Here is a 20,790-nt window from a genome sequence, read left to right on the forward strand (position 1 = left end):
CTAGCTGCCGAACTGGACCCCACCCAGCGGGCCGCCGACCAGGACGATCTGCGGCAGCGTGGTCTGAGGGTTGGCGACGGTGGTCAGCGACAGGCATTCGCCGAGGACCGCGTACGCGCCGTCCGGAAGTTCCGGTGTGGTGAACGTCTTGACCGCGTTGCCTGCCGCGTTCGCGACGACGCGCTCGATCGGGTTGGTGGCCCACGCGACGAATCCCGGTTCGAGAACGACGGTGGGATCGGCGAGCACGGCGGGCAGCTTGGTGGCGTCGAATGCCACCGCACCGCAGGACTGGGCGTCCAGCAGATTCAGGACGTTGGGGTTGGTGACGGTGATGCCGAGGGTGTTTCCGTCGACCGCGGTCACCACGGTGGGAGGCTGGACTTCCGGTGCTGCGGAAGCGGTCGCCGGCATGGTCATGGCTACGGTGGCGGCGGCTGCGGCAGCGAGTGCGGCACCTCCGGCGAGTCGTTTCATGCCCCTGGTGGTCCCTGTCTGCATCTGCAATCCTTTCGTCGGGTGCGAGCTTCGAGAATCGAGGCTTTACAAACCGAATGGTATGCGTTTACTGCAGACATCTCCCCTGAAACGACGAATGTCACAGTGGTTCAGTCGAACTGAACCACTGTGACATTCGGTCACCGGGGAGGGGCTAGCTCAGGCGCTGCTTCAGTGCCTCGAACTCGTCACGGATGCCGGAGGGGACCTTCTCGCCGAGGAACTCGAACCATTCCTCGATGAGCGGCAGCTCCTGCTTCCACTCGTCGACGTCGACCTTCAGGGCCTCGTCGACATCGTCGGCGTTGACGTCCAGGCCGCCCAGCTCCAGATCGGCTGCGGTCGGAACGAATCCGATCGGGGTGGACTCGGCGCCGGCCTTGTGCTCGATGCGGTCGACGATCCACTTCAGCACGCGGGAGTTCTCGCCGAAACCGGGCCACAGGAAGCGGCCGTCGTCGCCGCGACGGAACCAGTTGACGTAGAAGATCTTCGGCAGCTTCTCGGAATCCGCGTGCTTGCCGAGGTTGATCCAGTGGTTCAGGTAGTCGCCGGCGTTGTAGCCGATGAACGGGATCATGGCCATCGGGTCGCGGCGGACGGTGCCGACGGCACCCTCGGCGGCCGCGGTCTGCTCGGACGACAGCGTCGCACCGAGGAACGTGCCGTGCTGCCAGTCGAAGGACTCGCTGACCAGCGGAACCGTGGTCTTACGGCGTCCACCGAACAGAATCGCGGAGATCGGAACACCCTGCGGGTCGTCCCACTCGGGAGCGAGGATCGGGCACTGCGACATCGGGGTGCAGTAGCGCGAGTTGGGGTGCGCGGCCTTCTCGCCCGACTCGGGCGTCCACTCGTTGCCCTTCCAGTCGGTGAGGTGCTGCGGGTCGCCCTCGAGTCCCTCCCACCAGACGTCGCCGTCGTCGGTCTGCGCGACGTTCGTGTACAGCGAGTTGCCGGCCTCGAGCGTCTTCATCGCGTTCGGGTTCGACCCGTAGTTCGTGCCCGGCGCGACACCGAAGAAGCCGTACTCCGGGTTGACGGCGTACAGGCGGCCGTCCTCACCGAAGCGCATCCACGCGATGTCGTCGCCGAGGGTCTCGGCGCGCCATCCGGGGATGGTCGGCTGGATCATCGCGAGGTTGGTCTTGCCGCAGGCGCTCGGGAACGCGGCCGCGATGTAGTACGGCTTGTCCTCCGGGGAGATCAGCTTGAGGATCAGCATGTGCTCGGCCAGCCAGCCCTCGTCGTGGGCCATCGCCGACGCGATGCGCAGCGAGTAGCACTTCTTACCGAGGAGGGCGTTTCCGCCGTAGCCGGAACCGTAGCTCCAGATCTCGCGATCCTCGGGGAAGTGGGTGATGTACTTGGTGTCGTTGCACGGCCACGGGACGTCCGCCTGGCCCTCTTCGAGAGGTGCGCCGACCGAGTGCAGCGCCTTCACGAACGGCTTGTCGGTGCCGAGCTTCTCCATCGCGGCGGTACCCATGCGCGTCATGATGCGCATGGACACGACGACGTACTCGGAGTCGGTGATCTCGACACCCAGCTTCGGGTCGTCGGCACCGAGGGGGCCCATGCAGAACGGCACCACGTACATGGTGCGTCCGCGCATGCTGCCGCGGTAGAGGTCGGTCATGAGCGACCGCATCTCGGTCGGGTCCATCCAGTTGTTGGTGGGCCCGGCGTCGATCTCTTCACGCGAGCAGATGTAGGTGCGGGACTCGACGCGTGCGACGTCCGACGGGTCCGAGTTGCCGACGAACGAATTCGGCTTCTTCTCGTCGTTGAGTCGCGTGAACGTACCGGCCTCGACGAGCTGCTCGGTCAGTCGATCCCATTCTGCGTCCGAGCCGTCGGCGAAGACGACGCGGTCGGGCTGAGTGAGTTCGGCAACCTCTCGAACCCAGGCGAGCAGCTCACTGTGCTCCGTGGGGGGCGTGCCGTCAGTTCCGTTCAGACCGGGAATGGTCGCTGAGGTCATCAAACTCTCCTGGGGTGAGCCGGAACCGGACCATCTGCCGTCCGCTGAGAGAACCTCGCAGCGAGTGCCAGACGGTCCGATTTCCCCTCTCGGCGGGGTCCAGCCAGGCCGTCCATGCCACATGGAAGACGCGGGCGCCGGGTGTCCTATCCCTAGAGGTTAACGCCGCGAGTCCCATCTCGGGGAATCGGGTGCGGTTGGAATGGTCACAGAAACGATTCAGTAGCGCTGCCAGGGGCCTTTCCCGGGTCTGGAGTGCGGATTTCGGAGGTGTTCAGCCGTTACCGAGAGTCCCACCATCGGTCTGCTGCCAGTGCACGACGCCGTCGCCGTCGCGGCGAAACTCCCAGGACGCGTACGCGCCGTCCTCGTGGATCATCGTCAGATGGTCTGCGTCGCCGTCCGAGTCGAGGTCGGAGGCGATGACGACGGCGTCGCCTGCGTCGAAGGTCTGCGTGTCCAGGACGCCGTCTCCGTCGATGTCGTGGGTCGGATCGGTGAGCGCGACCGCGCCGGAATCGGGACCGAAAGTGTTCGGATCGAGGTCCGGCACGTCCGGGACCAGAAAACTGTCAGTCGTCGCCACCGCGGTCTCCCTTCGCATTTCGGACCAGTTTCCCGCACGAATCAAGACATATCAAGATGATTCAACACGATCCCACACGAAAGCGGGCGAACATCGGTCAGACACCTATGTATTCAGACGTTCGACGCGGCGATTCGGTTCCCCCAACTGCAGGCGGACCTCCTGCAGCCCACGATCGACGGCCCCGAGGTCGCGTTCGCAGGACGACAGCTGACCGTTGCGCCTCGCGACCAGGCGCCGGAGTTCGACGTCGATCTGCGCGACCCGCTCGTCCACGTCCCGGGCGCAGACCCGGCTCTCGGCGATGATCGCCTCGCTCACCTGAGCTTCGGCTGCCAGCAACCGGCCGAGGACGAACTGCTCCCACCGGGACCGCACGTGCACCAACGCCTCGGTGGCCCACTGCCGCACGTGGGCACGCTCGGCGACGTGCCCGCGCGCCCGCGTCAGCCACCACGCCGCGACGGCTCCCAGCGCGAGGGTCAGCGGGATGGTCGCGATGTCGAGCGCGGGCACCATCGACAACGGCGAGACCACCAGTCTGCCCAGACCGAGCCCGGCGGACGCACCGATCAGGATCGTCATCCGGTCTTCGAGTCCGCGGTGTCGCGGTTCGGGTCCGTCCGGCACAACCGGCTCCGGCAACGGAACGGCGGTCTCGGGCGCGGACACGGTGACGCCGACCCGCGACCGCAGGTCGTCGAGGCGCGCGGTCACCGCGGCATCGACCGCACCGCTTATCTCGCGCACCATCTCGGCCAGCCGGTCGGGGTAGCCCGCAAGAGTCCCGCGGCCGGCGCGGTCGATCTCGGCGCGTGCAGTGGTTCCGGCCGCGCGACACTGGGCGGCCACCTCGTGCATCAACTCGACCTTCGCGAGCTGGACCTGACCGCGGAGCTGCGCGACCCGTTCGGTGCGCCGGCCGTCCCGCAGCGTCAGCGCGCGAACCCGCTCGGCGCGCAGTTCCGCGCCGGGCTCGGTCTCCCGCACGGACCGGGCGGTGGCCACGATCATGCGCCGGGTCTGCTCGAGCACGGTCAGGGTGGCGGAGCGCGGGTCGGGGGCCTGGGCTCGGGCGGCACGCAGGAGTGCCGAAAGCAGCGCCTCGACCCCGGAGCCACCCGCCGCCACCGGGTGGATCTCCGCGTCGGCGAATCGTGCCGCATGCCGGGCGAGGAGGGCCCGGTTGCGTTCGCTCACTCCTGCCCAGTTGCGGTGGACATCGGTCTTGGAGAGCGCGAAGACCACGGGAACGGCCGGTCGCGCGACGACGTCGAGGACGGACAGCTCCTCCCGTCCGAGTGGTGCCGCGGCGTCGAGCACCATCAGGACCACCCGGGCGTCGATCGGGTCCTCCACGAATGTGAGCGCGGACGCGTCGAGCGCGCGGAGCCCGCCGGCGAGGGTGGTCTTCCCGGCGCGCCGCGGCCCCGCCACGAACACACCTCGCTGCGGGGCTTCGCCGGACTTCAGCCGGGCGACGCCGTCGGGGTTCCATCGCGTCACTACGTCGACGGTCTCCGCAGGGAGATCGGACAGCTGTTGCGTCGTCACGTTCCGGGGCTGCCGCTCAGCTGCTGCCAGACGCGAACGTAATGGCGCCGGACGTCGACGACCGCGCGGCGCCGGCGGGCCGTCGGTTGCCGGGCGAGTTGCGCCCGCCACCAGTCGGCGCACCGGGCGGCGTCCGCGGCGCTGCGCGGTGGCTCCGGCGCCTCCGCGATGCAGTCTGCGAGATGCAGCCGGGCCGCGGAGGCGGCGAGCGCGACGGCGTGGTCGCCGGCGAGATACCGCTCCAGCACGTCGCGGGACGCCGGGCTCCGCGCCGCCTGCGACCGCAGTGTGTTCAGTAGGGTCTCGGCTCGGCGCGCCCGGGTTCGTGCGATCCGGCCGGAGACTGCGGCCGACACCGCGTCGATTCCGGACTCCGGAGACCTTCCTGCGATCGCGAGTGTTCCGATGAGGGGCAGAGCCGGGAGGCCACCTTCGTCCGAGCACTCGGCGGCACGCGCGGTCGCCGTCGCCCAGGCGTCGGCTGCCGCGCGCGACGCGCCCAACGTGTCCGACTTGTTGAGAACGAATAGAGCCTGCGCCGGATCCAGCGTCCGCACGGCGTCCCGGTCGGCGTCGCGCACCGACTCGACGAGGACGTAGACCACGACGTCGCCGTCCAGTGTGGGGTCGGGTGCGCCGGGCACGTCGACGGCGTCCGACTCCTCCACGACGGCGTCGGCGATCCCGTTCGCGGTCAGCGCCGCGGCCACGGTCGACCTGCCCACACCCGCTCGACCGGCGGTCTGAACCCTGATCGGCGCCCGGAACGCGGCCACGGCACCGCGCACACGGTCGCCGGCAAACCCGTCCAGTGCCGTCACGCGTTCGGCGAGATCCGCCAATTCCCCGCCCCCGGCGTCTGCAGTGCCCATGACGCAGTCACCCCCTTCGTCCCGCGCCGATTCTGTCAGACTCACCCCGAATCGGCGTGCGCAACCGTGCAGGCTGGGCACCGGATTACCGAAAAAGTCTCAAGGTGAACTTCAGACCCGTATGCCAGAAATGCCCCTCATGCGTGACAATGGTCCGGTGAACCACGCTGATCAGGATGCACCCGCCGTCCCCGAGGAGGGGCAGACGAAGGACTCGAAGGGGTCCCGTCTCCACCCGAGGGTGACAAGTTTCCGCTCGCGCAGGGGCGCCCTGACCGCGGCGCAGCAGGAGTCGTGGGACCGGCAATGGCCCCGGATCGGCGCGGACGTCTCGGACAATCGCCTGGATGCGCCGTCGTGGTTCGGCCGCGACGCCCCTCTGATCCTCGAGATCGGCTCGGGCACGGGCACCGCCACCGCGGCGATGGCGAAGGCCGAACCCCACGTGAACCTCATGGCCGTCGAGGTCTACCGGCCCGGGCTCGCACAGTTGCTTCAACAGATCGAACGGGACGAGATCCCGAACATCCGGGTCCTGCGCGGCGACGCGATGGATGTCCTGGAGAACATGATCGAACCGGAATCGCTCACCGGAGTCCGTGTCTTCTTCCCGGACCCGTGGCCGAAGGCCCGTCATCACAAGCGGCGCCTGTTGCAGTCCCCCACTTTCGCCCTGATCGCGAGCCGCCTGCAGGCCGGCGGTGTGTTGCATGTCGCAACAGACCATGCCGAGTACGCCGAGGCCATCGCCGAAGCAGGCAACGCGGAACCCCTCCTGACCTCCCTCGACTGGGAATCGCCGATGACGCACGAGCGTCCGGTGACGAAGTTCGAAGACAAGGCCCACCAGGTCGGCAGTGCGATCACCGAGTTGATTTGGGGGAAGATCAGGTCATGAGCGTCAGCGAGCAGTACTCCGACATAGCCGGCGCGGTCCCGGCAGGCACCGCGGTGTCGTCAGGATCTCCCGCGGCGGGTGCACGTGACGGACGCCACCAGAAGCGGGTCCTTCTCGTCTGGGACGCACCCAACCTCGACATGGGTCTCGGCGCCATCCTCGGTGGCCGGCCCACGGCTGCCTACCGGCCACGATTCGACGCGCTCGGCCGCTGGCTGCTCTCCCGGACCGCGGAACTGTCCGCGTCAGGCACCGACACACTCGAACCCGAGGCGACGGTCTTCACCAACATCGCGGCTGGCAGCGCCGATGTCGTGAGACCGTGGGTCGAAGCCTTGCGTAATGTGGGCTTCGCGGTGTTCGCCAAGCCGAAGATCGATGAGGACAGCGACGTCGATTCCGACATGCTGGACCACATCGCGCTTCGTCACGGCGAGGGGCTGGCCGGTGTCATGGTCGCCTCCGCCGACGGTCAAGCGTTTCGCGAACCGTTGGAGGACATCGCCGCGACCGGCATTCCGGTCCAGATACTCGGGTTCCGCGAGCACGCCAGCTGGGCGGTCGCGTCCGACCTTCTGGACTTCGTCGATCTCGAGGACATCCCCGGCGTGTTCCGGGAGCCACTCCCTCGGGTCAGCCTCGACACACTGCCCGACGAGGGTGCCTGGTTGCAGCCGTTCCGACCGCTTTCCGCCCTGCTCGTCGGGCGGAAGAGTGCTGCCGAGTAGGAGTTGATCAGTGTTCGCGAGCTGGGGAAGCGTCGTCTACCGGGCCCGATTCACCGTCATCGGCATCATGGTTGCCTTGTTGCTCGGTTCGGCCGCGTACGGCCTGGGCCTCGAGAAGCATCTCAGCCAGAGCGGCTGGGACGATCCGGGCTCGGAGTCGGTCGCCGCGGCCAAGCTGGCTGACGGCACCTTCGGTCGCGACACCAACAGCGACGTCGTGGCGCTCTACACGGCGCCCGAGGGCAAGACGATCGAGGACCCCGAGTTCCAGGCGAAGGTCGTCGAGAACCTCGAGCGGCTGGCCGCGGAACACCCGGACAAGATCCTCAAGATCAACGGCGGTTACTTCAAGGTCGGCACCGCACCGCAGCTGGCGTCCGCCGCGGACGCCGACAAGCAGCACGCGATCGAGAGCATCGCGATCGTCGGCGACAACGACACCGAGGTCACCGCGAATTTCCGCGACGTCAAGGACGAGTTCTACATCGACGGCGTCGACGTGCAACTCGCCGGCCTCCAGCCCGTGTCGGGTGCGCTCAACGACACGATGGCCACGGACATCAGGCGAATGGAGCTCCTTGCGATCCCGGCCGTCGGTATCCTGCTGTTCTTCGTGTTCGGTGGTGTCGTCGCGGCGGCGCTGCCGCTGATCATCGGCGGCCTGACCGTGGTCGGGGCCAACGGGGTCGTCCGGTTGATCACCAACTTCACCGAGGTCAACTCGTTCGTCGCGCCCGTCGTCTCCCTCGTGGGGCTGGGTCTGGCCATCGACTACGGGTTGTTCATCGTCAGCCGATTCCGAGAAGAGATGGCGGAGGGGTACGACACCCGCTCCGCCGTCCGCCGAACGGTGATGACCTCGGGCCGCACCGTGGTCTTCTCGGCGACGATGATCGTCGCCAGCCTCGGCGGTCTGCTGCTGTTCCCGCAGGGCTTCCTGAAGTCCGTCGCCTACGGCGCCATCGCCACGGTCGGCCTGGCGGCGCTGACGTCGGTCACGATCCTGCCCGCGATCCTCGGCATCCTCGGCAAGCGCGTCGACGCCCTCAGCCTCGACCGTTTCCGTCAGACCAAGAACACCGAGGAGATCGAGGCGAGCATCTGGGGCCGGCTCACCCGCTGGGTGATGCGTAACCCGCTCAAGGTCACCATCCCGATCGTCGTGGGTCTGCTCCTCCTCATCGTGCCGCTGACGGGCATCAAGTTCGGTGGCATCAACGAGACCTACCTCCCCCCGGACAGCTCGACCCGAGCCGCGCAGGAACAGTTCGACGAGATCTTCCCGAACCTGCGCACCGAACCGGTCAAGCTCGTCGTGTCCGACGCCGACAACAAGGCGCTCGGCCAGATCATCAAGGAAGCCAGCGGCGCGCCGGGGCTGATCGAGCGCTTCACCCCGGAGGGCGCGGCCAAGGACGGTGTGGTCGTCCTCAAGGCCGGCCTCGTCGACCGCAACGAGTCGAAGCCGACCATCGACTATCTGCGCGCCATGGACAGCCCGGACGGCGTGCAGGTGCTGGTGGGCGGCACCCCCGCGATCGAGCAGGACAGTATCGCCGCGCTGCTCGACCACCTGCCCACGATGGTGATCTCCGTCCTCGTCCTGACGACGCTGCTGATGTTCCTGACGTTCGGCTCGCTGGTGCTGCCGATCAAGGCGGCGTTGATGAGCGCGCTCGGCCTCGGGTCCACGCTCGGCATCCTGACGTGGATCTTCATCGACGGTCACGGTTCGGAGTGGTTGAACTTCACCCCCGGCCCGATCATGTCGCCGGTGCTGGTGCTGATCATCGCGATCGTCTACGGCCTGTCCACCGACTACGAGGTGTTCCTGCTCTCGCGCATGGTCGAGGCACGGGCGCAGGGGGCGAGTACGACGGAGTCGATCCGCATCGGCACGGCGCACACGGGCCGCATCATCACCGCGGCCGCGCTCATCCTCATCGTCGTCACGGGTGCGTTCGGATTCTCGGAACTCGTGATGATGAAGTACATCTCCTACGGCATGATCGCCGCGCTCGTCATCGACGCGACCCTCATCCGTATGTTCCTCGTGCCCGCCACGATGAAACTCCTCGGCGACGACTGCTGGTGGGCGCCTGCGTGGATGAAGCGAATCCAGGAGAAGACGGGTCTCGGTGAGCCCATCCTCGACAACGAGTTGATGCCTACCGACGTCCCGGAGCTCACCCCGATCGGTGCCGTCCCGCCGCAGCGCAAGCTCGCGGCGCCGCCCGCACCCCGCAAACCGGAACCGCTCACCGAACCGATCCCGTTGGTCACCGCGCGGGCGCTGGCCGCGAAGATGTCCGAGGACGACGCGAAGGCGCGCCGGGCGCAGAACGAGGCCCGCCGGTCGGCGACCGGCCGTCCCGCCCGGGCACCGGAGGAGATCGAGGACACTCCGCCCGCGGAACCGCAGACCACCGTGCTACCGCAGCCTGCTCCGCCGCGTCCGGCGCCGACGCAGTCGCGCCCCGCACCGCCGCCCCGCCCCGCGCCGCGGCCCCGTCCGGCGGCCCCCGCACCGCAGCCCCGTCCGGCGGCCCCCGCCCCGGGGCCGGCAACCGAGTCGCGTCCCATCGAGAGTTGGCTCGCGGACCTGCGGTCCACATCGGCCGCCGAACCGCGACCGATCTCCTCGCCCGCCGAGCCGCGACCCAGTGCGTCGGCGCCGTCACTGCCGACCCGCTCACCGCGTTCGGTGCCCGCACCGTACGAGCAGGAGACCCCCCAGTCGTCCCCTGCCCGCCCGGTGCCGCCGATCCCGACGAGGCGTCGCGCCGCCGAGCCTTCGGAACCCGTGAACGGCGGCAGGCGCACCAACGGCACACCTGCCAACGGAGCTCCGGCCAACGGCGCACCTCCCAACGGAACGCCGGCCAACGGCTCGCGTCGCCGCAGCGTCGAGGAGCCGCCCGTCGATCCGGACGACGCCTCGAGCGGCAGGCACCGCGCGGACGACGGCAACGCCGTCAGCGTCAGCGAACTCATCGCTCGGCAGAACCGGCGCTGACGGAGCCGTTCGGCATTCCCCGTCCGGCCTCCCGCTCCGCGAATTCACGCGCGTAGCGGGTGCCGGCGAGGAGCAACAGCAGCCCGACCACGAGGAACGCGAGGACGCGGAACAGGCCGTCGAGGGTGGCCAGGTCGAACAGGAACAGTTTCGCCAGCGCCGCGGCGGTCAATCCCAGTCCGACCCCGAGTGCCGTGTGCGCGTAGTCGCGGCGGGCCAGTCCGAACACCAGTGCCGCCGTCGCCGCCGCCATCCACGCGATGGTCGCGGCGCAGTGCCCGGCGATGAATCCTGCCGACGTCCCGGTGAGCGCCGTGCCCGCGGACACCGTCGCCGTGGTGACGGCGTACAGGATCACCAGCCCGGCAAGCACCCACCACGGCTGGGCGGTGGTGTCGCTCAACAGTTTCAGCGTGTGCGCGTACCAGACGAACAGGAACACGGTTCCCGCCAGCACCATCGAGGACAGCACCGTGGTCACCCTGAGTGAGTCGAGCGCGCTGTACTCGTCGACGAGGACGAACGGCGGCGCCGTGATCACGAAGGCGAACCCGCCGACGACGGTGAAGACCGCGCCGACGGCATACGCGATCCGCGAGTCCGCCTGCCCGCCGATGGTGAGGAACAGTGCCGCCACCCCGAGCAGGACGAGCGGCGCGAGGTCTTCGCTCGATCCGATGAGGCAGGCCTCGAGGAGGGCGAGGGTACCCATGCCCGCGAGTGCGAACCGTGCGTGTCGCGGCAACGTCCGCGCCGCCGCGAACGCGGCGAACATCGCGGCCGCCAGTGCCAGCGCGATGAGCGTGGACCCGAGTCGGTCGAAGAGGTGGCCGATCACCAGCGTCGGGACGGCCGTGGTGACGATCATCGCGGTCGCGGTGACGTCACGAGAATTGCTGCGCAACAGGATGATCGACGAGACGAGTCCGAACGGCGCGACCAGTGCGGCGGACGCGAGCAGCCAGAACCGCTCCGGCCGGTCGGACAGTCCGGAACTCGCGATCGCGATCAGCAACGCGATCACCACCGGGCACGTCCGCGCGATCCCCAGGTACAGCCAGTCGCGACCGAGTTGCGCGGGGAAGCTGGCGACCTGGATGACGAACAGGAACCCGATGAGGGTCAGCGTGATGCCCTCGGTGAGGACGGGTGCGAGCACGGCGGCGCCGGTCACCACGAGCAGCGAGAGGGGCTGCGAACCCCACCTCACCGCGAGTGCGACACCGGCTCCCGCGATCCCGAGTGCCACGACCATCGCGAGCACCGGCAGCAACCAGTGATAGACGACCGCAACGGCCACGACGTCGAGGTAAGCGCCGGCGATACCCGTTGCCGCGAGCGCGATCCCGCCGACCCGGCCGCCGGGCCGCCCGAAGACACGGGCACCGGTGTAGACGAGACCGGCCGAGAACAACCCGCCCGCCACGACGCGCAGTTCCGGACCGAAGAATCCGGCCTGCGCCGCCAGCACCAGCAGCATCACGACACCGATCAGGGTGACGGCGACACCCGCGACGGCCAGCACGCGGCTGATCACCCCGTCGCGTTGCCACCAGGGTTCGCGAACTACCCGGGGAGGGGGCGTCGGAACGGGGCGGTACGGGACGGCCGGTGCGGGCGGCGGGGGTGCCTGCGGCACCGGCGGTCGGTACATCGGCTGCGGCACCGGCTGCGGTTGCGGTTGGGGCTGGGGCTGCGGGATGCTCGCGAGCTGCGCCTGCAGGACCGCGAGGTTCTCACCCACGTGGCGCATCTGCTGCCCGAGCGCCGAGAAGTCGCCGGAAAGCTGCGCGACCAGCCGCGGGTCGATCGAAGGAGTACCAGGTGTGGACATGGATCAATCGTCCTGCGGCAACGGCCCCCACACATGAGTAGGCCTACTCGAGAGGCCTGGGTCGTGCTACCCGAACATTCGCCGAATCGAGGTGCCGAAAGGGTGTTTGGCGGTCACGTTCCCGAACCTGACCTTGCCCCGGACGACGACGTGCAGCGGGCCGATGGGAGGGCCGGTCCGCACCTTGTTGGTCGCGGAACCGCCGACCGTTTCGACGCCGTTGAGGTCGACCGTCGCCTCTTCCGGCACGACCAGCGAGATCGTGCTCGCGTAGTCGTCGATCGTCACGTGCACCACCTGCGTGGTCATGACGGCCCGCGTGAAGTCGAGCGTCACCGTCGACAGCCGGGTGTTCACCTCGAGTGCGGGGGGAACGTTCCACGAGCCGGTGCGGCTGACCGACGACATCCGGCCCCGGATGACGTCGCCCGGCGGCGGCGCGGGCGACCGGTGCGCGACCGGCGGAACCGGGGGCGCCGGACGAGACACGTACGGCTGGTCGGGGTACGGCGGCGGCGTGAACTCGGAGATCAGCTGGATTCCCGGCAGATCCACCAGGACGACGTTCAGCTCCGCCCGCGTCTTCGCGGCGAGTGCCGTGTCCATCCGTTCGGTGAACTCACCGAGCGAGAGCATCCCCTGGCCGACCGCCCGCTGCAACAATTCGCCGACGTGTTCGCGCTCCGCATCCGATACGCGTAGGTCCCGTGCCTCCATACCGACCAGGTTAGCGCCCGTGAGTACTTATTAACCGCCCGTGGTTAACAAGTACTCACGGCTACTCGAGACCCTGCTCGATGGCGTACCTGGTGAGCTCGACGCGGTTGGCCAGCTGCAGCTTGCGGAGGGTCGCCTGGACGTGGTTTTCGACGGTGCGGTGACTCAGCGACAGTTTGGTCGCGATCTGCTTGGCGCTGAGCCCCTTCGCGACGAACCGCAGGACCTCGGTTTCCCGTTCCGTGAGTTGGGGAACGGCGGGGCCCTGCTCGTCGGCGGGCGCACTCGACATCCGGCGGTACTCCCCCAGCACGAGTCCGGCGAGACCCGGTGTGAACACCGCCTGCCCCGCCGCGGTGGCCCGCACCGCGTCCAGCAGTTCCTCCACGGACGCGCTCTTCACGAGGTACCCGGACGCACCGGCCTTGACCGCGTCGAGGACGTCGTCCCGTTCGGACGACGCCGACAGCACCAGCACCCGGCTGTCCGGCGACACCTCGAGGACGGCGGCGGTGGCCGCGGCGCCGTTTCCATCGGGCAGTTGCATGTCCATGAGCACCACTCCGGGACGGGTCGCGGCCGCCCGGCGTCCCGCGGTGGCGACGCCGTCTGCCGTGGCGACCACGGTGAACCCGGCGCCTTCGAGGTCGCGGGCCACGGCGTCCCGCCACATCGGGTGGTCGTCGACGACCATCACGGTGATCTGCTCGTCGGTCTCCGTGTCACCCATGCGTTTCGTCTCCCTTCGGCACGCGGATCTCCCACTCCGTGCCCTGCCCGGGTTCGGTGTCGAGTTCGGCGGTGCCGCCGAGCGCACCGACGCGGCCCAGAATGGATTTCGATACTCCCATGCGACCCTCCGCCTCCGCTTCGGCCAACCGTCCCGGAGCGATTCCGCTGCCGTCGTCGCGGACACTGACGATCACCTCGTCGCCCAGATCCTCCAGCAGCACGTAGGCTCTGGCGCCGGTCCCCGCGTGCAGTGCGACGTTGGACAGTGCCGTGTCGACGATCGCGACGAGTTCCGTCGCCCGGCCGCGTTCGATCGTCACCGGATCCGCCGGGGTCGACACGGACACGGTGGTGCTCGCCCGCGTGCCCAGCAGCAGTCGCAGGTCGATCGCGCTCCCACCCAGATCCGACGCCACGCCCGCACCCTGCTCGGAGATGAGCATGCGCAGGGCCACCTCCTGCTCGCCGGCGAGATCCGCGAGTTCGGCTGCGGGTCCCCCGATCTCGTTGCCGCGGCGGCGGACGAGCGCGAGCACCTGCAGGACTCCGTCGTGTACCTCTCGGGCCAGTCGTTCCCGTTCCTCGGTGGCGGCGGCCAACCGCACCGCCTGCTCCAGCTGGGCCTGTGCGCGCCGCGCGGTGGTGGTGGCGAGCCCGAGCGCCAGACCCACCGACACCAGGACCGGCGCCGTCGCGTCCCGCCACAGGTCGAGGTTGACCTGGTCGCGCACCACCGCGCTCACCGTCGCCATCAGCACACCGGACGCCATCCCGAGCCAGGGTCCACCGAAGACGGCGGCGGAGATCACCGCGTTGGTGACCCACAGCGTCGTCGGCAGAGTCTGATGATTGTTGTACCAATCATGATCGGAGACAACACGAGTCGACGCCATCAGCGCGATGACGATCAGCTGGTCGGCGATCACCACCTGGTAGCGCGGGACCTTCCCGTGGGACAACAGGACCGCCGAGAGTCCCGACCACACCGCCATCAGGGCGACGAGGAACCAGCTCAGCCGCTGATGGGTGTAGTACTGCACCGACACGAACTGATAGCTGATCGCGTACACCAGTGTGACGAGGCGGAATGCCTGCGCCGCCCGCCACAGCGGTGCGTCCGGCTGGGTGTCGAGCTCGGTCGTCGCTCGCGGGCGGTAGTGCAGTCGGGTGCGGTGCTCATTCCGGTCGGTCATGGGTCTGCGCAGTGTCGTCGAGGTGCGGGCCGCCGGGGTGCGGGCCGTCGGCCTCGGCCGGATAGAGCGGGACCGCCGGATCGTCGACCTCGAGTGCGTCGTAGGTGGCTTCGGGATCCGTGGACAGCAGCGAGCGCACCGCCGTGTTGAGCAGCGCGACGATCGGCACCGCCAGGAGGCCGCCGACGATCCCGGCGAGCACGATGCCGGTGGTGATGGCCAGCACCACTGCGAGCGGGTGCAACCGGACCGCACGCCCGAGCAGCAGGGGTTGCAGCACATGGGCCTCGAGTTGCATCACCCCGATGATGATGCCGAGCACGATCAGCGCGGTGAGGAATCCCTTGGTGACGAGGGCAACGAGCACCGCGAGGAACCCGGTGAGGAACGCACCGACGATCGGGATGAACGCACCGATGAACACGAGCGACGCCAGGGGCAGGGCGAGCGGAACCCCCAGGATCGCGAGTCCCGCGCCGATACCGACGGCGTCCGCGGCGGCCACCGCCACCGTGGCCCGGACGTATCCGATCAGCGAGCCGAACCCCTGGCTCCCCGCCAGCCGGACCCGCCGCCGTGACGCGGTGGGGACGAGGCGGGTGACGAACTCCCAGATCTGAGTTCCGCCGTAGAGGAAGAAGATGAGGGTGAACAGTGTCAGCAGGGCACCGGTGAAGATCTCGCCGACGACCGTGGCGGTGGTCAGTGCCCCACTCGTCAGCTGCTGGCGGTTGTCCTGGATGGACTTCACCACCGAGTCGCCGGCCTGCCGGATCTGATCCTCGCTGAAGTGCAACGGGCCGTCGGTGAGCCACCCCTGGATCTGTGTGACGCTCGCCTCGAACTGTTCGGTGAGGCCGGGAAGACCCTCGATGAACTGCTCGACGACGAACGTCATGATCCCGGCGACGATGCCGATCGAACCGATGAGGACGACCAGGACGGCAGCCGACCGCGGCACGCCCTTGCCCTGAAGCCAGTCGACGAGCGGCACCAGCAGCGCCGACGACAGCAGCGCCAGACCCACCGGGATGAGGACGGTGTCGAGCCTGGTCACGATGTATCCGAGGGTCAGCAGGCCCGCGAAGATGACGAGGAGCCGCCACGTCCACTCGGCCGCAACCCGCACCACCGGATGCACAGACGCCGAGGGGTGACTTCCGCCCTGTGTTACCGCGGCAGTGTCCGAGCGTTGCTCGTTCGCGTTCACCTGCGGAGCGTATCGAGGTTCGGACAGTGCCGGGCGATCCGCGCGGGAAACACGCGCGCAGGGCACGCATATGAGCCGTTAGGGGGACGTGTCCTACGCCACCCGATACACCCCCCGCTAAATTGAACGGCGTGCGGAAATCCTATAGAGCGATCGCGGCGACGGTCCGCAGCAGATGGCCGCTCTATATGGTGTCGATGCTCCTCGCCAATTTCATCGGCGCCATCCTCGTTTTCGCGTTCGTGCGGTACGGCGTGCCGATCCCCGAATCGCAGGAAATCATCGCCGACCGGGTCCGCAACGTCGCGATCTTCGGCGGCTATCTCGCGTTCGCCGCCGTGGTGAGTCTCACGGCCGCGGCGATGATGCTGCGGTCGGTCGTGCGCTGGCAGTTGCGTGGGGGTCCGCCGACGCGCAGCGAACAGATGTCGGCGCTGCACGCACCGCTGCGACAGGCGATCGTGCACCTGGTGCTGTGGATCCTCGGCGGCATCATCTTCGTGCTGCTCACCATCACCGAGATGCCGGAACTCGCGGTCGCGGTGATCGTCACCGTCTGCATGGCCGCGACCACGACGTTCGGTTTCACGTACATGCTCGGCGAGCGCATCCTGCGACCGGTGGCCGCCCGCGCGCTCAGCGAGGGCGAGTTCGACCGGACCATGGCACCCGGCGTCGGCACCCGGATGGCCATGACGTGGGGGCTCGGAACACTGATGCCCGTCATCGGCATCATCCTGCTGTGCGTGACGCAGATAACCACCGACCTGGTGTTCTCCCCGAACGCGCTCGCGTGGGCGATCATGTTGCTGTCGATCATCGCGATCGCGCAGGCGTTCGCGCTGTCGATGCTGACGGCCAGCCAGATCTCCGACCCGATCAAACAGCTGCGGCGGGCCATCGAACGCGTCCAGCGCGGTGCCACCGACGTCCGCGTCGAAGTGTTCGACGGCAGCGAGATCGGGCGACTGCAGGTCGGGTTCAACCGCATGATGCGCGAATCGGACGAACGGCGGCTGCTGCGCGAACTGTTCGGCCAGCACGTCGGCGAGGACGTCGCGCGGCGGGCACTGCAGTTCGGTACCGAACTCGGCGGGGAGACGAGGTTCGTCGCGGTGCTGTTCGTCGACATGGTCGGCTCCACCGGCGCCGCCGCGGAGCGTCCCCCGGGCGAGGTCGTGAACCTGCTCAACGAGTTCTTCCGCGTCGTCGTCGACGTGATCGACCGGCACCACGGGTTCGTCAACAAGTTCATGGGTGACGCGGCTCTCGCGATCTTCGGTGCCCCCCTCGACCGCCCCGACGCGCCGACGGCGGCGCTGGCGGCGGCCCGGGAGCTGCGGTTCGCGTTGAACGAGATCACCGGCCTCGACGTCGGCATCGGCGTCTCCGCAGGCCTCGCCGTCGCCGGCAACATCGGCGCCGCCGAACGCTTCGAATACACGGTGATCGGCGACCCCGTCAACGAGGCGTCGCGGCTCACCGAACTCGCCAAGCTCCACCCCAGCCGCGTGCTGGCATCGACGAGTGCCCTGTATTTCGCGGACGACGACGAACAGGCGCACTGGGAACTCGGCGAACAGGTCCAGTTGCGGGGGCGTCGCCGCAACACCCATCTGGCTTGGCCGGAGGACTATCCGGAGTAATCCGCTACCCGTTGGTTACGCTGGCCAGGTGGCCCAGCCTCGATCCGACCCGCCCACTGCCGAGCCTCCTCGGCAGCGAAGCCGATACTGGTGGATCAAATGGCTACTCGGCGCCGGCCTCCTTGCCCTGCTGACCGTCGAGGGCATCTACCTGTGGCCCACGCTCAGCGACTCGTGGAAAGCACTCACCGAGATCCACTGGGGGTGGGTCGCGGCATGTATCGCAGCCCAGGCCGTCTCCCTGAGCGGGTACGGCGCGGTCCAGCAGCGACTGCTGCAGGCGGGTGGTGTCGTCGTCAGCCAGCTGAAGTCGGTGTCGGTGATCTACGCGAGCACCGCGATGGCCGTGAGCCTGCCTGCCGGTCAGGTGTTCTCCACCGCCTTCACTTACAAGCAGACCCGCAAGTGGGGTGCCACCCCCATCGTCGCGTCCTGGCAGCTGGCGATCTCCGGAGTGATCGCCGCGGGCAGCCTCGCACTGCTCGGCGCCGCGGGCGCGTTCGCCGTGGGCACCAAGGTGAGTCCGGTCACGCTGGCACTGTCGCTGGTGGCCGCGTTCGGCCTGTTCTACGGGCTGCGATACATCTCACGTAACCCCGACTCGATCGAGTCGATCGGGCATTGGGTACTCACCCGATACAACAAGTTCCGCAAGAATCCCCCCGAGACCGGCGTCGAGCGGTGGAAGGAAATCCTGAGCCAGCTCGATTCGGTCGAGCTGAGCCGCAAGGATTCCGTCATCACGTTCGGGTGGTCGGCGGTGCACCGGCTCGCCGACGTCGCGTGCCTCGGTTTCGCGTGCTGGGCGGTGGGCGCGGAACCGTCGTTCGCCGGTCTGCTGATCGCGTTCGCCGCAGCCAAGGCGGTGGGCAGCATTCCGCTGGCCCCGGGCGGGCTGGGGTTCGTCGACGGCACCCTGATCGCCACGCTGACGGCGGCGGGGGCCACCGCGTCGCAGGCCCTCGCGGCCGTGTTCGTCTACCGCATGGTGAGCTACATCCTCGTCGCGCTCGTCGGCTGGGTGGTCTTCCTCATCCTGTTCCGGCACAACCAGCACGAAGACCTGGAGATGGACCTCGAGTTCGAGCGCCGGGAGCAGTCCTCACCGACCACCAAGCGCACGCCACACACCGGGGACCCCGAGCCCGACTCCCAGCCGTGAGTACTTCTTAACCGCCGGACGTTTGTTGAGTCTGGGGACATGTGAGACAGATGATGTCTACCCAGATGTGAGACACGCTGCCGTCGACGAGGTGTGAGGCACCTGACTGGTCGTGAACTTGGTTCATGACCGGAACGGATGCCGTCATGGACCTGCTACACGCCCTGCTGGTGCTCGCCCACGCCACCGGCGCCGACATGTTCGACGGGAACTTCGCCCGCTGGTGCGCCGACCACGGGATCTCCCGCGCCACCGCCTACCGACACAAGAAACGGATCGAGGAGGAGGGCCGGTGGACCACCCGGTCCCGCCGGCCCACCTCCTGCCCACACGCCACCCCACTACCGGTCGAGATCGAAATCGTCCGGCTCCGCCTGAACCTGCCCCACCACGAGCGCGGCGCCGACACCATCGCCTACCACCTGCAGGCCGTCGCCGACAAACACCACTGGGCCGCCGAGGGCTGGACCATCCCGTCCCGGGCCACGATCAACACGATCCTCTCCCGCTACGACCTGGTGATCCCGGAACCGAAGAAACGCCCGAAATCGTCGTACCGCCGGTTCTGCTACCGCAACCCCCGCGACTGCTACCAGATCGACGCCACCCAGGTCGGTTGGCCACCGGCGAGAAGGTCGTCGTCTTCGAGGTCCTCGACGACTGCACCCGCACCCTGGTCGCCACCCGGGTCGCGGACGCCGAGACCGCCGCCGGGGCGATCGCGGCGATCACCGCCGCGTTCACCGGCTTCGGGATCCCGGCGTTGGTGCTCGCCGACAACGGCAGCGCGTTCACCTCCCGCCGCACCAAGGGCGGCATCTCCGGCTTCACCCGGGTCGTGGAGCAGGCCGGGGCCCGGCTGATCCACTCCACCCCGTATCACCCGCAGACCTGCGGGAAGGTCGAACGCCACCACCGCACCTTCAAGCAATGGTTGGCCGCACGGCCCACCACCGCGGCCACCACCGCCGAACTGCAGCAACTGTGCGAGACCTACCAGCGGTTCTACAACACCGAACGCCCGCACAGCGCCGTCAAGATGCCACCGCTGCAGGCCTGGCGGAATGCGGCGATCCACGGTGGGCCACAGCACCTTCCGATCCAACACGACGCCACCGTGCACGCCCTGGTCGTCTCCTCCACCGGCACCGTGTGCGTCGACTCCCGCGCCCGCCTGAGCGTCGGCCGAAAGATGGCCGGACAGACCGTCACCCTGCTGCGCGACGACGACCACGTCACCGCCTACACCACCGACGGCGACGTGATCGGCCACCTACACCTCGACCACACCAAGCGCTACCAAGGCAAACTCCGCCCCGCCTAAAATCTGTCTCACATCTACGTAGACACCCGTGTCTCACATCTACGTAGACAGCACAAACCGCCGGACGTTAACAAGTACTCACGGGCGGCGAAGCCGCATGAGGTGCTCGGTACTGACCCTGACGGCCTCCCCGGCGTCCCCGTCGGCGATCGCCTCCACCAGAAGTCGGTGGGCGTCGGCCTCGGGCTCGCTGCCCACGCTCAGGTCCAGCGTCGCCGTCAGGTCGAGCATCGCTTCGCGCAGCCGCGGGACGAACGTCTCGAACAATTCGGTCAGCACCGGGTTGTGCGCCGCGACCACCACTGCGCGATGCAGCGCGATGTCTGCGTCGACGAATGCGGCGGCACCGGTCCCGGACGCCGCGGACCGCGCGTGCAGCGCCTGGCGCAGCGCCGCGACATCTGCCTCGTCGCGCCGGGCCGCCGCCAGCCGGGCCGCCTCGATCTCGACGGTGTGGCGCACCTCGACGACGTGCCGGATCTCCTCGGTCCGGAGCACCCGGTCCCAGTCCTGCCGCGGCGTCGACCTGCGGAGGAACACGCCGGCCCCCTGCCGTGACTCGACCATGCCGAGACCCGCGAGCATCCGGACGGCCTCGCGGACGGTCGACCGTCCGACGCCCAGTTCGGCCGCCAGTTTCGTCTCGCCGGGCAGCTTGGCGCCGACCTCCCACTCACCGCTCGCGATCCGTGAGCGCAGCAGGTCCGCCGCCTGGTCCGTCAGCAGGTGGCGTCGTATCGACGAGGTCACGCACAGCTCCTCAGGTTGTCTGATGAGTGATTTTCTCCTAGTCTAGCGCCGTGGCGTTCCGTGGACTTCTCCTCCACTGCCGCGGC

At 68.5% G+C, this 20,790-nt stretch carries 17 protein-coding genes; 6 read left to right on the forward strand and 11 right to left on the reverse strand.

All coding sequences use genetic code 11. The features are described 5' to 3' along the window. The 5 genes from DTA22_RS23105 to DTA22_RS23125 all read right to left on the reverse strand — a co-directional run bounded on the left by DTA22_RS23105 (nt 1) and on the right by DTA22_RS23125 (nt 5,494). Entirely contained in the window at nt 1-501 is a 501-nt protein-coding gene (locus DTA22_RS23105; RefSeq protein WP_037232982.1) for a hypothetical protein, read from the reverse strand. 151 nt (nt 502-652) lie between these two features. Next, nucleotides 653-2,482, reverse strand: a complete 1,830-nt coding sequence (locus DTA22_RS23110; RefSeq protein ID WP_037232979.1) for a phosphoenolpyruvate carboxykinase (GTP) — start codon at nt 2,480-2,482, stop codon at nt 653-655. A gap of 274 nt (nt 2,483-2,756) precedes the next feature. Then, nucleotides 2,757-3,068 (reverse strand): DUF6802 family protein, encoded by a 312-nt coding sequence (locus DTA22_RS23115; RefSeq protein ID WP_112301347.1) that lies wholly within the window; start codon nt 3,066-3,068, stop codon nt 2,757-2,759. A gap of 105 nt (nt 3,069-3,173) precedes the next feature. Beyond that, entirely contained in the window at nt 3,174-4,622 is a 1,449-nt protein-coding gene (locus DTA22_RS23120) for a hypothetical protein (RefSeq protein ID WP_112301027.1), read from the reverse strand. Then, complete coding sequence (locus tag DTA22_RS23125; RefSeq protein WP_112301028.1) at nt 4,619-5,494, reverse strand: hypothetical protein; 876 nt, start codon at nt 5,492-5,494, stop codon at nt 4,619-4,621. The genes DTA22_RS23120 and DTA22_RS23125 overlap by 4 nt, the downstream gene beginning before the upstream one ends. A 121-nt stretch (nt 5,495-5,615) precedes the next feature. On the opposite strand from DTA22_RS23125, the gene trmB reads away from it, so the two are divergent. Genes trmB through DTA22_RS23140 form a run of 3 tightly spaced genes read left to right on the forward strand, consistent with a single transcriptional unit; the run spans nt 5,616 to nt 10,136 of the window. Beyond that, nucleotides 5,616-6,392, forward strand: a complete 777-nt coding sequence (gene trmB / locus DTA22_RS23130; RefSeq protein ID WP_174233853.1) for a tRNA (guanosine(46)-N7)-methyltransferase TrmB — start codon at nt 5,616-5,618, stop codon at nt 6,390-6,392. Further along, nucleotides 6,389-7,120: an NYN domain-containing protein gene (locus tag DTA22_RS23135; protein WP_112301029.1), complete on the forward strand. Its 732-nt coding sequence runs from the start codon at nt 6,389-6,391 to the stop codon at nt 7,118-7,120. The genes trmB and DTA22_RS23135 overlap by 4 nt, the downstream gene beginning before the upstream one ends. Nucleotides 7,121-7,130: 10 nt before the next feature. Beyond that, complete coding sequence (locus tag DTA22_RS23140; RefSeq protein ID WP_112301030.1) at nt 7,131-10,136, forward strand: MMPL family transporter; 3,006 nt, start codon at nt 7,131-7,133, stop codon at nt 10,134-10,136. On the opposite strand, the gene DTA22_RS23145 is transcribed toward DTA22_RS23140, so the two are convergent. From DTA22_RS23145 to DTA22_RS23165, 5 genes are all read right to left on the reverse strand, one after another. After that, the gene (locus DTA22_RS23145; protein WP_112301031.1) at nt 10,111-11,970 is read right to left on the reverse strand and encodes a DUF2339 domain-containing protein; all 1,860 of its coding nucleotides are present in this window, start codon (nt 11,968-11,970) and stop codon (nt 10,111-10,113) included. The two genes, DTA22_RS23140 and DTA22_RS23145, sit on opposite strands and share 26 nt — an antisense overlap. A gap of 66 nt (nt 11,971-12,036) precedes the next feature. Continuing rightward, nucleotides 12,037-12,687: a DUF1707 SHOCT-like domain-containing protein gene (locus tag DTA22_RS23150; protein ID WP_037232929.1), complete on the reverse strand. Its 651-nt coding sequence runs from the start codon at nt 12,685-12,687 to the stop codon at nt 12,037-12,039. Nucleotides 12,688-12,748: 61 nt separating this feature from the next. Continuing rightward, nucleotides 12,749-13,417: a response regulator gene (locus DTA22_RS23155; protein WP_037232927.1), complete on the reverse strand. Its 669-nt coding sequence runs from the start codon at nt 13,415-13,417 to the stop codon at nt 12,749-12,751. Next, nucleotides 13,410-14,612, reverse strand: a complete 1,203-nt coding sequence (macS, locus tag DTA22_RS23160) for a MacS family sensor histidine kinase (protein ID WP_112301032.1) — start codon at nt 14,610-14,612, stop codon at nt 13,410-13,412. Before macS ends, DTA22_RS23155 begins: the two co-directional genes overlap by 8 nt. Next, complete coding sequence (locus DTA22_RS23165; protein WP_112301033.1) at nt 14,596-15,822, reverse strand: AI-2E family transporter; 1,227 nt, start codon at nt 15,820-15,822, stop codon at nt 14,596-14,598. The genes macS and DTA22_RS23165 overlap by 17 nt, the downstream gene beginning before the upstream one ends. A gap of 188 nt (nt 15,823-16,010) precedes the next feature. On the opposite strand from DTA22_RS23165, the gene DTA22_RS23170 reads away from it, so the two are divergent. The 3 genes from DTA22_RS23170 (at nt 16,011) to DTA22_RS36850 (ending at nt 19,954) form a co-directional block, all read left to right on the forward strand. Then, nucleotides 16,011-17,468 (forward strand): adenylate/guanylate cyclase domain-containing protein, encoded by a 1,458-nt coding sequence (locus DTA22_RS23170; RefSeq protein WP_005258596.1) that lies wholly within the window; start codon nt 16,011-16,013, stop codon nt 17,466-17,468. A gap of 28 nt (nt 17,469-17,496) precedes the next feature. Continuing rightward, nucleotides 17,497-18,630: a lysylphosphatidylglycerol synthase transmembrane domain-containing protein gene (locus DTA22_RS23175; protein WP_112301034.1), complete on the forward strand. Its 1,134-nt coding sequence runs from the start codon at nt 17,497-17,499 to the stop codon at nt 18,628-18,630. A gap of 616 nt (nt 18,631-19,246) precedes the next feature. After that, entirely contained in the window at nt 19,247-19,954 is a 708-nt protein-coding gene (locus DTA22_RS36850) for an integrase core domain-containing protein (protein ID WP_245973356.1), read from the forward strand. Between the two features lie 78 nt (nt 19,955-20,032). Here the strand turns inward: DTA22_RS36850 and DTA22_RS23185 are convergent, their stop codons facing one another. Beyond that, nucleotides 20,033-20,704 carry a FadR/GntR family transcriptional regulator gene (locus DTA22_RS23185; RefSeq protein ID WP_112301035.1) on the reverse strand — a complete coding sequence of 224 codons (672 nt, stop codon included), beginning with the start codon at nt 20,702-20,704 and terminating at the stop codon, nt 20,033-20,035. Nucleotides 20,705-20,790: the final 86 nt, after the last annotated feature.

The sequence above is a fragment of the Rhodococcus wratislaviensis genome (genome assembly GCF_900455735.1).
GTDB classification, from domain to species: Bacteria; Actinomycetota; Actinomycetes; order Mycobacteriales; family Mycobacteriaceae; genus Rhodococcus_F; species Rhodococcus_F wratislaviensis.